This is a genomic window from Enterocloster citroniae (genome assembly GCF_040545455.1).
Classification (GTDB): Bacteria; Bacillota; Clostridia; order Lachnospirales; family Lachnospiraceae; genus Enterocloster; species Enterocloster citroniae.
Genome location: NZ_JBEPLZ010000003.1, coordinates 181,569 through 201,335 on the forward strand (window position 1 = coordinate 181,569; position 19,767 = coordinate 201,335).

Sequence of the window (19,767 nt, forward strand, 5' to 3'; positions counted from 1 at the left end):
TTACCGGAACCGGAGGCCGAACTCCCGGTTCAGGTTTTCGGCCTGAGCCACGGTTCCATAAAAGAAAATGATCCCCAGGTGGGAATTGTCTGTAAAAATGCGCTGTTCCCCCTTGCAGAAGCGGTTCAGGGCAGTCCCGATCCGGTGGTCGGCCCAATCCCTCTGCTTTTTTCCTCTCCAGTAAAAGGTCCTTCCCTTCAGCTGCCAGGAAACCGTATGCCGTCCAGGGCAGGTGATATGGGTGATATCCAGGCCGGAGATATCTGCCAGCCCTTTCAGGATCTTTCCGTATTCATCGTCATAGATACATTCCCTGTCGATGATGCCGTAAACATTGGCAAGGATCCCCCTGGCCCCGGCATCGGTCAGCAGTGCATAATAAGGATGGGCTGCATAGTACTCATTGCCTGAATGGTCAAATATAAATTCCTGTTCCAGGGCCTCGGTGCGAAATGTGATGCCGGCCTCCTTCAGGTTCCGTATCTGGACCAGCTTTGGAATCTCATCTTCCGGTGCCGCCCCGATCATTTCATCAGCCATCTGCACGGCCCTTGAGACCGCAATCTGATACAGGGCGAACAGCACCAGGACGATCAATATAACCCAATATAAACTCCACATACCTAAGACACTCCTTTTGCTTATTTAATCAACGTACACACCGTGTACGCCTCATAAATTGGTGCACAACTGATTAAAAATCATCTCACAGATCTGAGTACCGGGAGATTCCGAGCGTACACTATTAGAATTAACTCTACCACAAATTGACTGAATAATAAATATGATGTAAGATAATAAAAGCATTAAAATCTTAGAAATGAAAGGAGGTGGACTCAATGTTTGAACTGGGAAAGTGTATCCTGGTCACCAACAATGACCGGGCGGCCGGGAAGTGGGGGGACAGCGTGAACCATGTATTTATGATGGATACCTACGAGGAGGTGCTTAAAAAAGCCAGGGATCTGATCCATACCGGGCACAAGCTTCTGACCCATCCTCAGGCATCCAGCTTAAAACCCAATCAGACGCCCTACAGGACCATACTGTTATACGGCGTACAGGGAAGCGGTGAGGCGGAGGATGTGTGCCTCATAGAAAATGCCCTGGAGACTTATGAGAAATGGAATTCCATAAAAAAGATCCCGGAGTATGATGAGAAGACGGCTTATGACTACAAGACCATTGATCTGTCGATGATTGAAAATGTGATTCCAAGGCTGTAGGGGACAGACTGCAGTGATTGACGGGGAGCGGAGTGTGAGAAACCATGAAGAAACGATCAGGAACGTCCTATTTTAAGGATCTGAGCAGAAAAGATTACGTGGAATTGGCAAGCAGGATTATTAAGGAGGAGGGAGTCGGGGCGGTCAGCATACGCCGCATGGCATCGGAACTGGGATGCTCTTCTGCCAGCATGTACCGGTACTTTGACAATCTGGACGAGCTTTTGTTCTATGCCCAGCTGGATGCCCTCAATGAATATATCCTGGACCTTTCCATTCGGGAAAAGGAATGGAAGGATATGTGGGATGTGCATTTTGGCATATGGCGTTCCTACGCAACGGAGGCCTTCCGCAATCCGGAGGCATTTGAGTCCGTGTTCTATCAGAATATCAACAGGGACCTGGGGGAGGCGCTGAAGGAATATTATGAGATGTTCCCGGATGCCATCATACGGGTCAGCCCTCTGGTCAAGGAGATGCTGGAGATCCCCGGATATTATGACCGGGATTATTTTATCTGCAAACATCTTGTGGCGGAAGGCAAGATCACGGAGGAAAACGCCGGAAAGCTGAACCACATCCTTTGTACACTGTTTCTGGGATATTTTAAGTTTGTCCAGGAACACGGCGTGGAGCTGGAAGAGATACCTGAACTGGTGGAACGGTTTATCTCAGAGAGCAAGGAGATCACCAGGCTTTATGCCAGTGACTTTGTTCCCCAATAGTTTTAGTGGTAAAAATGTACAAAAACAATGTCAAAAATATAACAAAATGACGAAAAACAGGTTTCCTACAAAAAGTAACAAAAGACTTCATTAAATCCATTGATAATCGCGATAACATATGTTATATTCTATACATAAGTTATCGCGATTACTATTTTAAAACTATGATTTTTACACAATAACAAATTTTGTCAATTGTAAAAATGCTGTAATTTTGCCGGAGTGGGTGAAAGAATGCCGGGAAAAGGACAGTAAATCATAAAGAAGTGGGAGGTATTTTATATGAAGCTTGAATTGGGAAAAATCTTTATAAAAGATATCCGATTCGATGACAAGACTCACGTGAAGGACGGCGTCCTCCATGTCAGCAAAAAGGAAGTTGAAACCCTTGTCCTGGAAGACGACAAGCTGGCAGGCTGCCATGTTGACATTGCGAGGCCGGGTGAGTCGGTAAGGATCACCCCTGTAAAGGATGTGATCGAACCAAGGGTCAAGGTCAGCGGAGGCGGAGAGATTTTCCCGGGTGTGGTGGGCAAGGTAAGCCCTCAGGTGGGCGCCGGAAGGACCCATGCCCTGGAAGGATGCTGCGTCATAACAGCAGGCAGGATCGTGGGATTCCAGGAAGGCGTGATTGATATGAGCGGCCCTGCCGCGGATTACTGCCCCTTCTCCAAGACCAATAATCTCTGCCTGGTGGTGGAACCGGCCGATGGCCTGGAGACCCATGTGTACGAGAAGGCGGCACGCATGGCAGGATTAAAGGTAGCCGCCTACCTTGGCGAGGCAGCAAGGGACCTGGAGCCGGATGAGATCGTCACCTATGAGACAAAACCGATCTTTGAGCAGGCGGCCATGTATCCGGACCTTCCAAAGGTAGGTTACATCCACATGCTGCAGTCCCAGGGACTTCTCCATGATACATATTATTACGGAGTGGATGCCAAGCAGTTTGTTCCCACCTTTATGTATCCCACGGAGATCATGGACGGAGCCATTGTCTCAGGCAACTGTGTGGCTCCCTGTGACAAGGTTACCACATACCATCATTTCCACAATCCGGTGATCGAGGACTGCTTCAAACATCACGGCAAAGACATCAACTTCATGGGAGTGATCCTCACCAATGAGAATGTATTCCTGGCAGATAAGGAGCGCCATTCCGACATGGTTGCAAAGCTGTGCAGTTGGATGGGCCTGGACGGTGTCCTGATCACCGAGGAGGGATATGGAAATCCGGATACGGACCTGATGATGAACTGCCGCAAGGTGGAGAATGCGGGGACCAAGGTGGTTCTGATCACAGATGAGTTCCCGGGCAAGGACGGCAAGTCCCAGTCACTGGCGGATGTGTGCCGGGAAGCGGATGCGCTGGCATCCTGCGGTCAGGGCAATGCCACACTTATATTCCCTGCCATGGATAAGGTCATCGGCACCCAGGAATTTATCGAGATGCAGATCGGGGGCTGGGACGGGTGCAAGAACCCTGACGGCAGCTTTGAGGCGGAGCTTCAGATCATCATCGCCTCCACCATTGCCAATGGTTTTAACAAGCTGGCAGCAAGAGGATATTAAATCAATCAAAGGAGATGGAAACATGGCTAAATATAAAGTAGTACATTATATTAACCAGTTCTTTGCCGGTATCGGCGGGGAAGAAAAGGCCGACCATATGCCTGAAGTCCGCCAGGGCGCTGTAGGACCGGGCAGAGGGCTTCAGACCGCGCTGGGAAGTGACTATGAGATCGCGGCTACTGTTATCTGCGGCGATAACTATTTTGGGGAAAACCTGGATGCAGCTACGGATACCGTTATTGAGATGGTAAAGGAATACGGACCGGATGTGTTCGTGGCAGGGCCTGCATTTAACGCCGGACGTTACGGCGTGGCCTGCGGCACGATCTGCAAAGCGGTGGAAGAACGCCTTATGATACCGGTCATCACCGGAATGTACGAGGAGAATCCCGGTGTGGATATGTTCCGCAAGGATCTTTTGATCGTGAGCACTCCAAATTCCGCGGCCGGTATGCCCAAGGTGCTTCCCGTTATATCAGCCCTGGTCAAGAAGCTGGCCCAGGGGCAGGAGATCCTGGGACCCTCAGAGGAAGGATATCTTGAAAGAGGGATCCGGGTGAACTATTTTGCGGAAAAGAGAGGTTCTGAGCGGGCGGTTGAGATGCTGGTGAAGAAGTTAAAGGGCGAGGCCTTTGAGACAGACCTGCCCATGCCCAAGTTTGACCGGGTTGAGCCTGCCGCTCCTATTAAGGATATAAAGAAAGCCAGGATCGCGGTTGTCACCTCCGGAGGGATCGTGCCCACAGGGAACCCGGACCACATCGAGTCATCCAATGCCACCAAGTGGGGCAAATATGACATGACCGGAATGGACCGGCTGTCACCGGATGATTTCACATCCATCCATGGCGGATATGACCGCCAGTTTGCCATCGCGGACCCCAATGTGGTGGTCCCCTTAGATGCGCTCAGAGAGCTGGAAAGAGAAGGTGAGTTCGGAGAACTTGTCAACTATTTCTGTGCTACTACCGGTACCGGAACAGCCACCGCGTCAGCGGCCAGGTTCGGGACCGAGATTGGAAAAATGTTTGTTGATGAACATGTGGACGGGGTCATCCTCGTCTCCACCTGAGGGACCTGTACTCGTTGCGGTGCAACGATGGTGAAAGGTATTGAGAAGTATGGTCTTCCTGTAGTTCATATGGCAACCGTTGTTCCTATCTCCCTGACGATCGGTGCCAATCGTATCATCCCCGGCATAGGTATCCCCTACCCACTGGGCGACCCGCCGCAGGGTGAGACTGACAGCTACAAACTCCGCTTATCCATGGTGAGAAGGGCGCTTAAAGCCCTGGAAACACCGGTGGAAGGACAGACAGTGTTTGAAAAATAATTGCTGAAGGCTGCTGCGGCGTGGCAGAAAGCAATTTTCAGACACGCTCCGGGACGCGGTTTAAAAGAGCTGCTTCCCGGACGCTGCTGTGCCCCTGCGGCAGCCAGGTCTGCTAAGAGGAGAAGACATATGGAAAATGATCAGAAAGTTAACTGGAGCCGGGTGCTGATACTTGCGGGGGCGGTGATAGCATTTACCATCGGCTCAGGATTTGCCACAGGACAGGAAATCATTCAATATTTTACTGCATATGGCGTGCAGGGGATCCTGACAATATTACTGTTTGCGGTCTGCTTTATCTACTACAATTACAATTTTGCCAAAGCAGGCGCAGAGGAACATTTTGAAAAGGGGAATGACGTTTACAAGTTCTACTGCGGAACCTATATCGGAACATTTATGGACTATTATTCAACCGTGTTCTGCTATATGTCATTCTTTGTCATGGTAGGGGGAGCAGCATCCACCTTAAACCAGCAGTACGGCCTTCCCTTTGTGGTGGGAGGCGTGATCCTGGCAGCCCTTGCCATCCTGACCGTGGTAGGCGGGCTGAATTCACTGGTAGATAAGATCGGTCTGGTAGGGCCTGCCATTGTAATACTGTGCATTGGAATCGGTGCGGTGACCCTGGCAAGGGACGGCGGACAGATCGGCGCGGGGCTGGAGATCATACACAGCGGCGCATTTGCACAGGCAGGCAGTGAGACCATAAAAAATGCAGGACCCAACTGGGTGATCTCCAGTTTGTCCTATGCGGGATTCGTGCTGCTGTGGTTTGCCAGCTTTACAGCAGCATTGGGAGCTAATAATCGGAAAAAAGACGTGGAATATGGAGTTTATCTGGGAACAGTGGCTGTGTGCGTGGCCATAATATTAATCATGCTTGCCCAGATCGCCAATATCAATACGGCCGGTGTCAGCAACAACGGGATCTTTGTGTGGAATGCAGATATACCCAACCTGATCCTGGCAGAGCGTATATGGAAACCATTTGCATCTATATTTGCGGTGGTGGTATTTGCAGGCATCTACACAACGGCAGTGCCTCTTTTGTACAATCCCTGTGCCAGGTTTGCCAAAGAGGGAACCCCCCGGTTTAAGATCTTAACCGTTATTTTAGGCATTGCGGGGCTTTTGGTGGGACTATTCCTTCCCTTCAGGGTCCTGGTCAATGTGATCTATGTGCTCAACGGATATGTGGGAGCCGTATTGATCTTATTTATGTTGTGGAAGAATATAAAGGATACGTTTATACATAAAAAATGAAAATCTATCTCATAGATTGTGACAGTATCTCACGCACAGAACTGACTGGCATGATCGAAGCAGAGGAACTGGGTGAGGTATCCGGGGTGTCGGCCGGATGGGACGATGCCTGCAGGCGGATTCCCGGCATACGCCCGGATGTGATCCTGGCGGACCTGCCCCTTCCGGAGCTCAAGGTCATCACCTGCATACGCAGGATCAAGGAGAAGCTGCCGGAGTCATCCATCATCATGCTGTCCCCGGCCCACGATACGGAAACGGTACAGAGGGCGTATGAGGGGGGAGCACAGCTGCTCCTTCACAAGCCTGTGAACATGACGGAGATCAGGAACGTCCTGCGCAGCATGGAAATGGTTCAAAACATGCAGTGGATCCTGAAACAGGCCAGGAGCGGGACCATGGGTACACCGGACCGGGAAGTAAGCCAAAACCGGGACGAGGAGATGGATAACAGCGTAAGCCTCAGCCTGTCCATCAGGCACCTTAAGGGGATCCTGCAGGAGATCGGGATCATCAATGAGGCCGGAAGCAAGGATATTATCCGGATCATCAGTTATCTCATTGAACAGGAGCTGGATCTGAGCGACATTACGGTGCGGGAACTGTGCAGGAGGATGAAACAAAATCCCAAGAGTGTGGAGCAGCGTATCCGGAGGGCGGCCTCGGACGGCATGTATCATCTGGCTGCCAGAGGCCTGGATGACTATGCGGATCCTGTGTTTAACGAATATGGGGGCAGGCTTTACAGCTTTGAACAGATGAAAAAGGAAATGAACTTTATACGGGGCAGAAGTGAGAAGCACGGAAATGTGAGGATCAAGAATTTCCTTGGAGGCCTGCTGGACTGCTGCCGGGAAGTGTAGGGCGGCATTGGCATTGTAAAAAATTGGCAGATTCTATTTTTATCATATTTAATTCCGCAGTTGATCAAGGATACTTGTGCGGAGATTACATTAAGTTTCAGGAGGCGGAGAAAATGGAAACCATATATGATCTGATCATTCTGGGGGCGGGACCGGCAGGGCTTGCAGCAGGACTTTACGGAGGCAGGTACCGTTTAAACACCCTTTTGGTCGAGAGAGGACAGGATGGCGGGCAGATCGCCATCACCTCGGATATTGAGAATTATCCGGGCCAGATGGTGGAGGCGGAGGAATCCGGCGCCACCCTCATTGCCCGCATGACAAAGCAGGTGGATAAGTTCGGCGTACACCGGGTAAGTGCCTCCATTGAAAAGGTGGAGCTGGAAGGCCCGGTGAAACGGCTTACGGACACAAAGGGCAATGTTTATGAGGGAAAGACCGTGATCATAGCCACGGGCGCCCATCCAAGACCCATTGGATGTAAAAATGAAAAGGAGTTTCTGGGCAGGGGCATTTCCTTTTGCGCCACCTGTGACGCCAATTTCTATGAGGACATGGAGGTCTATGTGGTGGGAGGCGGGGACTCCGCCATAGAGGAAGCCATTTATCTCACCAAATTTGCCAGAAAGGTAACGGTGATCCACAGAAGGGACCAGTTAAGGGCGGCTCAGTCCATCCAGGAAAAGGCGTTCAGAAATGAAAAACTGCATTTTATGTGGGACAGCGTGGTGGATGAGGTAAGGGGTGACGGAATACTGGACGCCATGGTTGTGAGAAATGTTAAGACAGGGGAACTGACCCAGGTGAACGCTGACCCGGATGACGGCATGTTCGGACTCTTTGGGTTTATCGGATACCTGCCTAATACCGGCCTGCTTGAGGGCACCGGCCTTGCCATGGAGGGCGGGTACATAAGGACAGATGAAGACATGCGCACCAATCTATCAGGCGTGTATGCGGCCGGTGATGTCAGGGTCAAATCCCTGCGCCAGGTGGTGACGGCTGCTGCTGACGGAGCCATTGCCGCGTGCCAGGCCGAGCATTATGTGGCTGATCTGCAGTGATTAAAAAAATGTCGGTGTACCGTCAGGAAATTGGTAAATATTATAAAATAGCGCTTGATTAAATCGGGATTACCATGTATAATATAGACAAAAGTTATCGCGATTACATTACGGGAAACAGAGGTTGGTTTTATTTATAAATATGTTATGTGAGACAGGAGGACATAAAAGTGATCGATTTGACAAAGGAAAACTTTGAGGAAGAAGTGCTGAAGGCCCAGGGATATATCCTGGTGGATTTTTACGGTGACGGATGTGTGCCCTGCGCAGCCCTTACGCCCCATATCCATGGTTTTGAAGAGGTGTATGGAAAGACAATGAAGTTCTGCTCCTTAAACACCACAAAGGCAAGAAGGCTTGCCATTTCCCAGAAGGTTCTGGGGCTTCCGGTCATTGCCGTTTACAAAGACGGTTTAATGATCGATTCCAGGGTGAAAGAGGACGCCACACCTGACGCATGTGAGGAAATGATCAAAACGTATGCTTAAAGCCATAAGCGCTTACGCATAAATAAAATGAAATAGGAGGAAATGATATGGCAGTTTTAAAAGACAAGTATGCGATCATTATCGGTGACCGTGACGGCGTACCGGGACCGGCCATAGAAGAGTGCGCAAAGACAGCCGGCGCAAAGATAGCTTACTCCTCAACGGAATGCTTTGTCTGAACGTCCGCGGGTGCTATGGATCTGGAAAACCAGAAAAGGGTTTTAAAGTTAAGTGAGGAGTACGGACCGGAGAACATCGTTGTTCTTCTGGGAGCTGCTGAAGCGGAAGCCGCCGGCCTGGCCGCAGAAACCGTGACAGCAGGGGATCCTACTTACGCAGGTCCTTTAGCAGGAGTCCAGTTGGGACTAAATGTATATCACATTTGCGAAGATGAAGTAAAGGCAGAGGCAGACCCTTCTGTTTATGATGAACAGGTGGGAATGATGGAGATGGTCATGGATGTTCCGGCCATCCATGAGGAAGTGGAGAAGATCCGCAAGGACTACGGCAAGTATTAGAGCATGTTTGAAAATTCATTCCCGCCATCTGCCCTAAGGAATCCCCCAGGCTCTGCCCGGTACCCCTTAGGACAAAGCACGCCCCACTTCGCGGCATATTTGGCCCCAATTCAGTCAGCGTAGCCCACTACGCCTCCTTCATCGGGGCCAAATCTCCCACAAAGTGTAACGTACAGCTGCCAGAAAGCAATTTTCAAACACACTCTAGAGCATGGTCCGGGTGAGGATCCAAACAGGCTGGGGCGGGTGAAACCATCTTAAGCCCCTCCTGTTCCCCTTCTCGGGATCTGCAGCACAAGACACATGTCATTCACGAATATTGGGAGATCAACAGAATGAAAGGTTATCCGGTAATCAAGGGGACCAGCTACACATTGGCTGCCACCCCGGATATGGTTTTATATAACGGCACCACACAGACAACGGAGCGGGTTGTAAACCCGGATTCCGATTACCTGGTGGAACTGCCGGGACACCTGAGGGGATATGAGGATGTGCTTTCCTATATCCCAAACCAGGTTTACATAGGGAATGCCACCCACGAGGAACTGAGGGATACACAATTCCCATACTATGACAAAAAATGGAAAGAGCCAAAGGAAGAAGGACCCTTTGGATGTATCCTTCCTGAAGATGAATTTTACGGGGTTATGCACATCTGTGACGTGTTCGAGCTGGTGATGCTGGAACATGGTTTTGCGCAGACCGTTAAGGATAAGCTGGAGAAGCGCGGAATGTTCACACAGCAGCAGCTGGAAGGACTTCTGAAGAATAACGGGACAGGGGAGGAGCTGGAGCGCCTTGTGACCCAGGAGCATTCCGAGGGGCTTTACATCCGCCGGGATGAGCTGGTGGGAGTGGTAAAACGCGCCCATGATGTGGATGTGAACCTGTCGGCCCATGTGATGCTGGAAAATCTGGTATCCAAGGCATCCAATGTCATCTCGCTGATCGAACTGAAACGAAAGAACAACTTTGATCCCGATGAGGTGGAATATGTGATCGACTGCTGTGAGGAAGCCTGCGGGGACATGAACCAGAGGGGCGGAGGCAATTTTGCCAAGGCATCGGCTGAGATAGCCGGTTATAAAAACGCCACCGGTTCTGACGTGCGCGGTTTCTGTGCAGGCCCGGCCCATGCCATGATCCATGCGGCGGCCCTGGTAAAGTCAGGAACATTTAAACATGTGATCGTCACGGCCGGAGGCTGTACGGCCAAACTGGGAATGAACGGCAAGGACCATGTAAAGAAAGGACTTCCGGTGCTGGAAGACTGTATTGCAGGATTTTCAGTCCTGGTCTCTGAGGATGACGGCATCCATCCCATGATCCGCACGGATATTGTGGGATGCCATAAGATCGGGACCGGTTCAGCCCCTCAGATGGTGATCAGTTCCCTGGTGGCGGAGCCTCTTGAAAAAGCAGGGCTTACGTTTACGGACATTGACAAGTACGCGCCGGAGCTTCAGAACCCGGACATTACCAAACCCGCGGGAGCGGGAGATGTGCCGGAAGCCAATTATAAGATGATCGCGGCCCTGGCCGTGATGAAAAAGCAGATCCAGCGGGCGGATATCCCATCCTTTGTTAAAGAGCATGGAATGACCGGCTGGGCTCCCACCCAGGGCCATATTCCTTCCGGCGTCCCTTATCTGGGGCCGCTTGTAAAAGAATGTATGGAGGGAAAGACCAAACGGGCCATGATCGTGGGCAAAGGCTCACTGTTCCTGGGACGTATGACCAACCTGTTCGATGGAGTATCCTTTGTGGTGGAGGCCAATGAGGGAGAAAGAAAGACAGGAGGAAAGGCAGGTCAGGATGCAGGGCCGGATGTATACCAGGATGCAGGTCAGGACGCAGGGCCGGATGCAGGTCAGCAGACAGCGCATGTGATACCGGAACACAGCCCCTCCCATCCAATGGTCACAGCGCCCTGTCATGGAGCCAGGATCGTATTTGCCCTGGAGGGAAGCGAGCAGGGACAGGAGGATACGGATCTGGCCCTTGGACTGGCTGCCAGAAAGGGGATCGAGGTAAACGTATGCCATGGGGCAGATGCCCACAGGGCCATGGAGTTTGCCCTGGAATCCGGGAGCGCCCAGGCAGGAGTGACCATGCATTATCCATTCCCCATCGGGGTATCCACCGTGGGCAAGGTGATCACACCTGCCAGGGGAAAGGCCATGTACATTGCCAACACCACGGGCACTTCCCATACGGACAGGGTATCCGCCCTGGTGAAGAATGCCATTGCAGGGATCATTGCCGCCAAGGCTGACGGGGTATTAAACCCCGCGGTGGGGATTGCCAACATAGACGGGGCCAGGTCCTGTGAAAAGATCCTGAAAGCCCTGAAGGAAAACGGATATGACATAACCTTTGCGGAATCTGCCAGAGCGGACAAAGGCGTGGAGATGAGGGGCAATGACCTGTTAATGGGCACCGCGGATGTGGTGGTGATGGATTCCCTTACAGGAAACCTGATGATGAAACTATTCTCCTCCTACACTACCGGCGGCCAGTACGAGGCCACAGGGTACGGATACGGGCCGGGGATCGGCGAAGGATATGACAAACTGGTGATGATCGTGTCCAGGGCTTCGGGAGCGCCTGTGATCGCAGGAGCCATGGAATATGCGGCCAGCCTGATCGCAGGAGACTGGAAGGCGGTTGCGGCAAAGGAATACGAGGCAGCCCGAAGGGCGGGCCTGGATGAGCTTCTGGCAAAGAATACCCCTGCCGGGCAGGAGACAGCGGAAGAAGTTACCTGTCCCCCCAAGGAAGTGGTGACAGCAGCCATTCCCGGGATCGAAGTCATGGACCTGGACGAGGCGGTTAAAACGCTCTGGAAGGAAGGCATCTACGCGGAAAGCGGCATGGGATGCACTGGCCCCATTGTCCAGATATCGGAAGCCAATCTGGAAAAGGCAGCCGAGATTTTGAAAAAAGCCGGATACACCGGCTGATCAATAAACGCAAGTCAAGTTTAAGCAAACCTGCCGCCGGTATCTGTCCGGCGGCGGTAAAAGGGATCCGGCACTGAAAGGGATCCGGCACTGAATATGGAATATCAGGGAGAGAGTTGGGCAGCTGGTGCGCCCCGCGGTCTTCAAAACCGTTGTGTGGGGTTAGGAGCTTCACGGGTGGGTTCGATTCCCACCATCTCCGTTTCGGCGAACACATACAATTGAATCGTTTCGCTTTATAATCGGGAGGGAGCTGGGTAGCTGGTGCGCCCCGCGGTCTTCAAAACCGTTGTGTGGAGTTAAGAGCTTCACGGGTGGGTTCGATTCCCACCACCTCCGTTTTGTGAATGATGCGGCAAGTATTGTGAAAGGCCAGGCAGTGAGCCTGCCTTTCGGTACAAACAAGGAGGTAGACCAATGGGAGACAAACAGGTGCTTCTGCGCGGGCTTCCTAAAGTGGACGAGGTGCTGCAGGATGAGCGCCTCGTTTTATTTTATGAAACCATGCCCAGACCGCTGATCGTGGACACGGTAAGGGAAGCAGTGGGGGATGTAAGGAACGGGATCCTGGAAGGTACCGTGGACAGGGGATTGTCCCAGGATGAGATCATGGACAGGATAACCGGTATTTTAAGTGAAAAAAAGAAAAGAACAATGAGAAGGGTACTCAATGCCACCGGGGTGGTGCTCCATACCAATTTAGGGCGGGCTAGGCTCAGCAGCAATGCATCCGGCGCGGTTTGGGAGATCATGGACGCATACTGTACCCTGGAATACGATCTGAAGTCAGGGACCAGGGGAAGCCGCCATGCCATTGTGGAGGGCATCATAAAAAAGGTGACAGGGGCCGAGGCTGCCATGGCAGTGAACAACAATGCCGCCGCCACAATGCTGGCCCTGGCAGCACTGGCCAGGGGAAAAGAGGTGGTGGTCTCCAGGGGGGAACTGGTGGAAGTGGGAGGATCCTTCCGGATCCCGGATGTGATGAGCGAGTCCGGAGCCTTTTTAAAGGAGGTGGGAACCACCAATAAGACCAGGATCTCCGACTACCGAAGTGCGTATAAGGAAGGGGTGACGGGCTGTTTTATGAAGGTCCACACATCCAATTACCGCATTGTGGGATTTACCGAGGATGTGAAGCTGGAGCAGATGGCACAGCTGGGCAGGGAACTGGGCCTGCCTGTGATCTATGATATGGGAAATGGGCTCATGGCGGACCTAAAACGGTATGGGCTGGATGAACCGACTGTGACAGACGCCCTGAAATCAGGGGCTGATGTGGTCCTGTTTTCCGGCGACAAGCTGCTTGGCGGCCCCCAGGCCGGTATCCTCATAGGAAAAAAGGAATATATAGACAAAATGAAAGAGCACCCCCTGGCCAGGGCGTTCCGGGTGGATAAGATGACCCTGGCGGCGCTGGAAGCGACATTTTTACAGTACATTGACCAGGAGGCGGCCTTAAAGGAGATACCGGTGCTGAAGATGATCTGCGCCAGTCCCCTGGAACTGAAGGAAAGGGCCGAAATGCTGGGTGTTATGCTGAAAGCTGCCTGCCCGGATCTGAGGGTACAGGTAGAGTCCTGCAGGGACCAGGTGGGCGGGGGAAGCGCGCCTACCTGTGAGCTGGAGGGGTACGGGGTTGCGGTGTGGAAGGAAGGGCTGTCCGCGCAGAGGATGGAGCGGAAGCTGAGAAAGGCGCCGGTCCCGCTGATCGTGCGGGTAAACCATGACCGGGTCCTGGTGGATGTGAGGACCCTTTCAGACGAGGAATTCCTGCCGGCAGTGGAGGCATTTTCCGGCATGGAAGGCGGTGAGTCCTGATGCAGAATATCATTGTGGGAACAGCGGGCCACGTGGACCACGGAAAGACCTGCCTGATCAAAGCGCTTTCCGGTTTTGACACAGACCGTCTGAAGGAGGAGAAAAAGAGGGGGATCACCATTGATCTGGGATTTGCCAATTTGCCCAATGATGCCGGACTGCACATAGGGATCATCGATGTGCCGGGACATGAAAAGTTTGTGAAGAACATGCTTGCGGGCATAGGGGGCATAGACCTGGTACTGATGGTCATTGCGCTGGATGAGGGTGTCATGCCCCAGACCACGGAACATTTTGAGATCCTAAAAATGCTTCACATCAGGCAGGGGATCCTGGTGCTGACAAAAAGCGATCTGGTGGATGAGGAGTGGGCACAACTGGTGGAGGCGGATGTGGAGGACCTGGTGCAGGGCAGTTTCCTGGAGCATGCGCCGGTGATCCGCGTATCTTCCTTCACGGGCGAAAACATAGATCTTCTCCATGACAGGATCATCCAGATGGTTTCCGATCTGGGAACCAGGTGTGAGGAGCCGGAACTGTTCCGGCTTCCGGTGGACCGGGTATTTACAACAGAAGGGTTTGGCACCGTGATCACAGGAACCTTGCAGGAAGGAATGGTTCAGGCAGGAGCGGAAGTCATGGTATATCCACGGGAGCGCCCCATTAAGATAAGGGGCATCCAGTCCCACGGACGGAAGGAGGATGCGGCGATTGCAGGACAGCGCACGGCCCTGAACCTTTTGAATGTAAAAAAGGAGGACCTGAAACGAGGGGACGTTCTGGCATATCCAGGCTCCCTTGTCCCATCCGCCCTGGTGGATGTGAAACTGTCCATTTTTCAGACCAGTGACAGGGAACTTAAGTCCGGGGACAGGATCCATCTCAACTACGGTTCCGCCCAGACCATTGCAAAGGCAGTGCTCATGGACCAGGACCGCATCGCCCGCGGCGAGAGCGCTTACGCCCAGCTCAGGTTTGACGAACCCGTTGTGCTTAAGAGGAACGACCGGTTCATCATCCGTTTCCTCTCGCCGGTTGAAACCTTTGGGGGAGGCATTGTGCTGGACGCATCTCCCTGCAAACACAGGCGGGGGGATCCGCAGGTGATGGAATCCCTGGGCATCAAGGAGAAGGGTACGGACCTGGAAGTCATGGAGCTGATGATAAAGGAGGAGAGCAGGAACTTTCCATGCGCAGGCCGGATCGCGGCAAATATGGATCTGCCCAAATCCCGGGTTGTCCAGCTTATGGGCTCATTAAAGGAAAGCAAGCGGATCCTGATCCTGTCCGATGACTCGGTGATCCATATGGATCACTGGAAGAAGATATCTGATTATGGGGAGGCACTGCTGGCAGAATACCACAGGGAAAACCCCATCAACGAGGGCATGGACAAGGAGGAGTTTAAATCCAGGCTCAGCGAGCAATTCCGTATAAAGGATATAAGGAAGGGCGCCGCTCTTCTGGCGGAGCTGGTGAAGCGGATGGTGGTCAGGACCCAGGGGGCGTATGTGTCGGGAAAGGATTTTTCCACCACGTATTCCCGGGAACTTAAGGGCATGCTGGAACAGATAGGGACCCTGTATGCCCGGGCGGGGATCGAGGCTCCTCTCACCGCAGAGGTGGCGGACCGGTTTAAGGATAAGAACAGGGCCAGGCAGATCATTGCCGACATGCATAAAAACGGCAGACTGATCAAACTGAATCCGGCCTCCTACATGGACAGCCGGGCCTATGATCAGGTACTTGCAGACCTGAAGGGTTACCTGGCAGTGCACGGGGAGATCTCACTGGGAGAGTTCAGGGATCTGTGCGGCACTTCCCGCAAATACGCGGTACAGCTGCTGGAGTTCATGGATAAGAAAAAGATTACGAAAATGGTGGGAGATAAGCGGGTCCTGATCCACTGACATACCAAAGGGAGCATGGTCTTTGAAACACCTTATAACATCTGCATTGAAAGGGGAAAAGAATATGATCTATCTGGATAACGGGGCCACGACCTTCCATAAGCCGGAGGCAGTGATACAGGCAGTGGCTGATGCCATGCGACATATGGGCAACTCCGGGAGAGGGAGCCATGAGGCATCCCTGGGGGCTGCCAGGACCATTTATGACACAAGGGTCCTGGTGTCGGACCTGTTTGGCCTGGGAAATCCCTGCCGGGCTGCATTTACTGCAAACTCCACAACAAGCCTTAACATGGCCATACAGGGGCTCTTTTCACCTGGTGATCATGTGATCACCACCATGATGGAGCACAATTCCGTCCTCCGCCCCCTGTATATGATGAGGGAGAGGGGAGTGGAGCTGACCATTGTCAGGGCCGATGGCCGGGGGAATATACGGTATGAGGACCTGGAAAGAGCCATCAGGCCCAACACAAAGGGGATCGTATGTACCCATGCATCCAACCTTACGGGAAATGTGGTGGATATTGAACGGGTGGGACGGATCTGCACAAAGGCATCCCTGCTGTTTGTCCTGGATGCGTCCCAGACAGCGGGGGTATTTGACATCCATATGGAACACATGGGTATTGACGTCCTCTGCTTTACCGGCCACAAAAGCCTTATGGGACCTCAGGGGACAGGGGGGATATGCCTGAGGGAGGGCGTTGCCGTACGGCCTCTGATGGCCGGGGGAAGCGGAACCCACAGCTATCAGGAATTCCATCCCGGGGAAATGCCGGAAGCCCTGGAGGCGGGCACGGTCAACGGCCACGGCATAGCGGGGCTTCATGCGGCCCTGGAGTTTATACGGAGCACCGGGATGGAGACCATCCGCTGCCGGGAGCTGATGCTCATGAGACGTTTTTATGAAGGGGTTTTGGGTATCCCCGGAGTTACTGTATACGGTGATTTTTCCGATATGGACCGCCATGCGCCGGTGGTGGCCCTGAATATAGGGAATTATGATTCCGGGGAGGTATCAGATGAACTGGCGGCAAACTATGGGATCTATACCAGAGCGGGAGCCCACTGCGCGCCTCTGATGCACCAGGCCCTGGGCACTGTCGGCCAGGGGGCGGTCCGGTTTTCCATGTCCTACTACAACACGGAAGAAGAGATAGACCAGGCAGTACAGGCAGTGAGGGAGCTGGCCGTATAACAAATATCTATCAGGCTTACCATTGAGTAGGGAGCGGGAAAGGATGCTATGAGGAAAAAAGAACTGAAACTGGTGATAACCTTTCATACAACAGCGGAAGCCATAGCCATGGAGACGGTGTGCCGTAAAATGGAGATCCCCGGGCGTCTGATCCCGGTCCCACGGCAGATTTCAGCGGGCTGCGGCCTGTCCTGGAGCATGCCTGAGGGATGGCGGAAAAGGATCCTGGAACTCATGGGAGTTCAGGAACTGGGCTATCAGACCATGGGAACGTATCTGATTTAAGAACATGGTCCATGAAAAAAGAACATGATCCATAAAAAATGACCGGCTGATCAGGAATCGTATCTGCCGGTCATTTTTATTTTGTATCACACAGATCGGTCACTCCGCATAAGGCAGATCCACCACCGTATAGGGGTGGCCCATGGCGGGCAGTATTTTATCGATCAGATCCCTGACGGAGAACATCAGGCTGGAGGTATTTATACAGGGATGGCAGCCAAAGGATTTGCCGTCCAGTATATCCTTGTCGATCAAAAGCCTGACCCTGCCTGCCTTGTCATTCATCAGTCCCATGACTGTGACGGAGCCGGGGGTGAGGTCCATAAATTCCTCCATGAATTCAGGCTCACCAAAGGAAAGCCGGGCGCTTCCGATCTGTTTGGAGAGCAGGGCTGTCTTGAACTTTTTATTTCCAGGCATGAGAAGCAGGTAAAAGTCCGTTTTCTGCGCATTGCGCAGAAAAAGGTTCTTGCAGATCTCGGAGCCTAAAAGCCGGTCCACTTCCAGGCAGGCTTCAATGGTGGGAAGGGCATCGTGGTCCACCCGGGTATAGGACACCCCCAGGGAATCCAGCAGGTCGTATGTGCGGATCTCCTTCGCGAGCCTGCCGGTGAGATCAGACGGGCGGCCCTGATATAAGGTATGGTCAATGTGATAGTGCGGAAGTGATTTTGCTGTTTGGTTTGTATCTGTCATTTTAAGCACCTCGTGAGATTTTGATCATAGAATGATCTGTTTTTAGTTGAATGTGGAGACGCAAAAAACCAGTATCATTATAGCACCGCAGCAGGGGGATGTCCATAAAAACAAGGGGAAAAACAACGTATTTCCGATTATGGTTGCAGCAGTACAGGATATTTGCTATAATGGATACAGTTGAATGTGAACGCGATAACATAATACGGGAAAGGGGAGGATGATCACAGGACATAAAACGGGGTGTTGCAGGATGACGGACTCCACAGCGGAATATTTACCAGCGAAACGGCAGATACTGCGCAGTGTGGGAAGCCGCGTTTTGCAACACCCTATTTTAGACATATGGATTTATGCAGGGGTCGTTTATTTGTGGTAATAATCGTAACACAATCCGTAAGGCTGGCATTTCTGCCATTTTCCCTTGCCGCGCTCGCCTACGAAAACACCGTTTTCAGCTACCAGGCGGCCGCGCAGGTATACCTGTTCCGGGCGCCCCTGGATCTTAAATCCTTCAAATGGTTCGTAATCAATTCCATGAAGGCTGTCCTTGTTGGTAATGACACCTTTCCACTCAGGGTCGAATATGACAATATCCGCATCAGCGCCAATGCGCAGTTCCCCTTTGCCGGGCAGGCCCACCACCTTGGCAGGATTGGTGGCAAACAGTTCCACAAATTTCTGCCGGGTGATCGTTCCCGTGCACACGCCGTAGGTCCACAGCAGGGCCAGACGGTCCTGGACGCCGGGGCAGCCGTTGGGTATGTTGGAAAAGTTGGTTCCTTTCTTTTTGGCTCCTTCAAACCCGCCGTCCAGGGCGCAGTGGTCGGAACCCACGGCAGTGAGCCATCCTTCCCGCACCGCCTGCCACAGGGCGTCCACGTGTTCCTGGGGCCTCAGCGGCGGCGAGCAAATGTACTTGGCTCCCTCAAAACCGGGCTGGTCAAGATAGTCGGTGGTAAGGGTCAGGTAATGGGTGCATGTTTCGCCAAAGACAGGCCATCCCTGGCTGTGCGCTTTGCGGATCGCCTCCATGGCTTCCTTTGCGCTCACATGGACCACAAAAAGAGGGCAGTCCGCGGCCTTGGCCAGGGCGATGGCGCGGCCGGTGGCCTCCTCCTCGGCAATGGGAGGACGGGCATGGTAGTGATACACTGGGGCGGTCTTTCCCTGGCTCAGATAATGGTTAGTCAGGATGGTTATGATATCTGCATTTTCCGCATGGACCATCATGGTAACGCCTGCCTCTTTGGCGTTCATCATGGCGTTTAAGATCGCCTCGTCATCACAGTAAAAAGCAGTTCCCTTATATGCCATGAAAAGCTTCAGGGTAGCCACCCCCACTTCAGGCAGATGCCTGACTTCCTCAAATACGGATTCCTTGGGGTCCATGATCACTGCATGGAATGCAAAATCCACAGAGGAAATGTCTTCTGCCTTGGCGGCCTGTTGGCGGATGGCATCTAGCAGGGGCACGTCTTTTTCCTGGGGGGCAAAGTCCACAATGGTTGTGGTCCCGCCCACGGCCGCAGCTTCAGCGGTTTCAAAAAGCCGGCCTCCGAAGGAGCCGTAATGGACGTGCTCATCCACGCCTCCCGGCAGGATGTATTTGCCCGCGGCGTCCACGGTACGGTCTGCATCCATATTAAGATTGGATCCAATCTGGCGGATGGTCTCTCCTTCAATGTAGAGGTCGCCGGTGAATTCACTGGTAGCTGTGAGAATCGTTCCATTTTTAATCAGAAGGCTCATGATAACTCCTTTCATGGATACATGATGCGCCCGGGTCCCAGGCGCGGGACCGGCGTATCATGATCAGACAGCTTACTTGGC

Annotated in this window: 18 protein-coding genes and 1 tRNA gene; 15 read left to right on the forward strand and 4 right to left on the reverse strand. The window is 52.7% G+C overall.

The features are described from left to right. Positions 1 to 621, reverse strand: a complete 621-nt coding sequence (locus tag ABID13_RS04865) for a hypothetical protein (RefSeq protein ID WP_007858875.1) — start codon at positions 619 to 621, stop codon at positions 1 to 3. A gap of 218 nt (positions 622 to 839) precedes the next feature. Between ABID13_RS04865 and ABID13_RS04870 the strand changes: the two genes are divergently transcribed. The 9 genes from ABID13_RS04870 (at position 840) to grdA (ending at position 9,055) form a co-directional block, all read left to right on the forward strand. Next, positions 840 to 1,226 carry a GrdX family protein gene (locus ABID13_RS04870; RefSeq protein WP_007858872.1) on the forward strand — a complete coding sequence of 129 codons (387 nt, stop codon included), beginning with the start codon at positions 840 to 842 and terminating at the stop codon, positions 1,224 to 1,226. A 44-nt stretch (positions 1,227 to 1,270) separates the two neighbouring features. After that, positions 1,271 to 1,951, forward strand: coding sequence for a TetR/AcrR family transcriptional regulator (locus ABID13_RS04875; RefSeq protein WP_045091288.1), 681 nt, complete (start codon positions 1,271 to 1,273; stop codon positions 1,949 to 1,951). A gap of 282 nt (positions 1,952 to 2,233) precedes the next feature. Beyond that, entirely contained in the window at positions 2,234 to 3,523 is a 1,290-nt protein-coding gene (gene grdG / locus ABID13_RS04880; RefSeq protein WP_007858867.1) for a sarcosine reductase complex component B subunit alpha, read from the forward strand. A 22-nt stretch (positions 3,524 to 3,545) separates the two neighbouring features. Then, positions 3,546 to 4,856, forward strand: a complete 1,311-nt coding sequence (gene grdF / locus ABID13_RS04885) for a sarcosine reductase complex component B subunit beta (protein WP_082173905.1) — start codon at positions 3,546 to 3,548, stop codon at positions 4,854 to 4,856. 129 nt (positions 4,857 to 4,985) lie between these two features. Beyond that, positions 4,986 to 6,122, forward strand: a complete 1,137-nt coding sequence (locus ABID13_RS04890) for a YkvI family membrane protein (protein ID WP_048930188.1) — start codon at positions 4,986 to 4,988, stop codon at positions 6,120 to 6,122. After that, positions 6,119 to 6,985 (forward strand): DNA-binding domain-containing protein, encoded by an 867-nt coding sequence (locus tag ABID13_RS04895; protein WP_048930187.1) that lies wholly within the window; start codon positions 6,119 to 6,121, stop codon positions 6,983 to 6,985. Before ABID13_RS04890 ends, ABID13_RS04895 begins: the two co-directional genes overlap by 4 nt. Positions 6,986 to 7,098: 113 nt before the next feature. Then, the gene (trxB, locus tag ABID13_RS04900) at positions 7,099 to 8,049 is read left to right on the forward strand and encodes a thioredoxin-disulfide reductase (RefSeq protein WP_048930186.1); all 951 of its coding nucleotides are present in this window, start codon (positions 7,099 to 7,101) and stop codon (positions 8,047 to 8,049) included. Positions 8,050 to 8,219: 170 nt separating this feature from the next. Further along, a complete protein-coding gene (trxA, locus tag ABID13_RS04905; protein ID WP_007858851.1) occupies positions 8,220 to 8,537 on the forward strand; it encodes a thioredoxin TrxA in 318 nt (105 codons plus the stop codon). 47 nt (positions 8,538 to 8,584) lie between these two features. Beyond that, the gene (grdA, locus tag ABID13_RS04910) at positions 8,585 to 9,055 is read left to right on the forward strand and encodes a glycine/sarcosine/betaine reductase complex selenoprotein A (protein WP_082173904.1); all 471 of its coding nucleotides are present in this window, start codon (positions 8,585 to 8,587) and stop codon (positions 9,053 to 9,055) included. Between the two features lie 110 nt (positions 9,056 to 9,165). On the opposite strand, the gene ABID13_RS28635 is transcribed toward grdA, so the two are convergent. Next, complete coding sequence (locus tag ABID13_RS28635) at positions 9,166 to 9,258, reverse strand: DUF6783 domain-containing protein (protein ID WP_416387852.1); 93 nt, start codon at positions 9,256 to 9,258, stop codon at positions 9,166 to 9,168. 132 nt (positions 9,259 to 9,390) lie between these two features. On the opposite strand from ABID13_RS28635, the gene grdC reads away from it, so the two are divergent. From grdC to ABID13_RS04950, 6 genes are all read left to right on the forward strand, one after another. Then, positions 9,391 to 12,021, forward strand: a complete 2,631-nt coding sequence (gene grdC, locus ABID13_RS04925) for a glycine/sarcosine/betaine reductase complex component C subunit beta (protein WP_048930185.1) — start codon at positions 9,391 to 9,393, stop codon at positions 12,019 to 12,021. 245 nt (positions 12,022 to 12,266) lie between these two features. Next, positions 12,267 to 12,360 (forward strand) — tRNA-Sec (locus ABID13_RS04930). A gap of 78 nt (positions 12,361 to 12,438) precedes the next feature. Next, positions 12,439 to 13,842, forward strand: coding sequence for an L-seryl-tRNA(Sec) selenium transferase (gene selA / locus ABID13_RS04935; RefSeq protein ID WP_007858847.1), 1,404 nt, complete (start codon positions 12,439 to 12,441; stop codon positions 13,840 to 13,842). Continuing rightward, entirely contained in the window at positions 13,842 to 15,752 is a 1,911-nt protein-coding gene (selB, locus tag ABID13_RS04940) for a selenocysteine-specific translation elongation factor (protein ID WP_048930184.1), read from the forward strand. Before selA ends, selB begins: the two co-directional genes overlap by 1 nt. Before the next feature lie 64 nt (positions 15,753 to 15,816). Beyond that, the gene (locus ABID13_RS04945; RefSeq protein WP_045092450.1) at positions 15,817 to 16,953 is read left to right on the forward strand and encodes an aminotransferase class V-fold PLP-dependent enzyme; all 1,137 of its coding nucleotides are present in this window, start codon (positions 15,817 to 15,819) and stop codon (positions 16,951 to 16,953) included. Positions 16,954 to 17,001: 48 nt separating this feature from the next. Next, positions 17,002 to 17,238: a putative Se/S carrier protein gene (locus ABID13_RS04950; RefSeq protein WP_007858836.1), complete on the forward strand. Its 237-nt coding sequence runs from the start codon at positions 17,002 to 17,004 to the stop codon at positions 17,236 to 17,238. Positions 17,239 to 17,337: 99 nt separating this feature from the next. Here ABID13_RS04950 and ABID13_RS04955 read toward each other — a convergent pair whose 3' ends face one another. After that, positions 17,338 to 17,934 (reverse strand): prolyl-tRNA synthetase associated domain-containing protein, encoded by a 597-nt coding sequence (locus tag ABID13_RS04955; protein WP_007858834.1) that lies wholly within the window; start codon positions 17,932 to 17,934, stop codon positions 17,338 to 17,340. Between the two features lie 366 nt (positions 17,935 to 18,300). Beyond that, complete coding sequence (hydA, locus tag ABID13_RS04960; protein ID WP_007858831.1) at positions 18,301 to 19,686, reverse strand: dihydropyrimidinase; 1,386 nt, start codon at positions 19,684 to 19,686, stop codon at positions 18,301 to 18,303. Positions 19,687 to 19,767 lie beyond the last annotated feature (81 nt).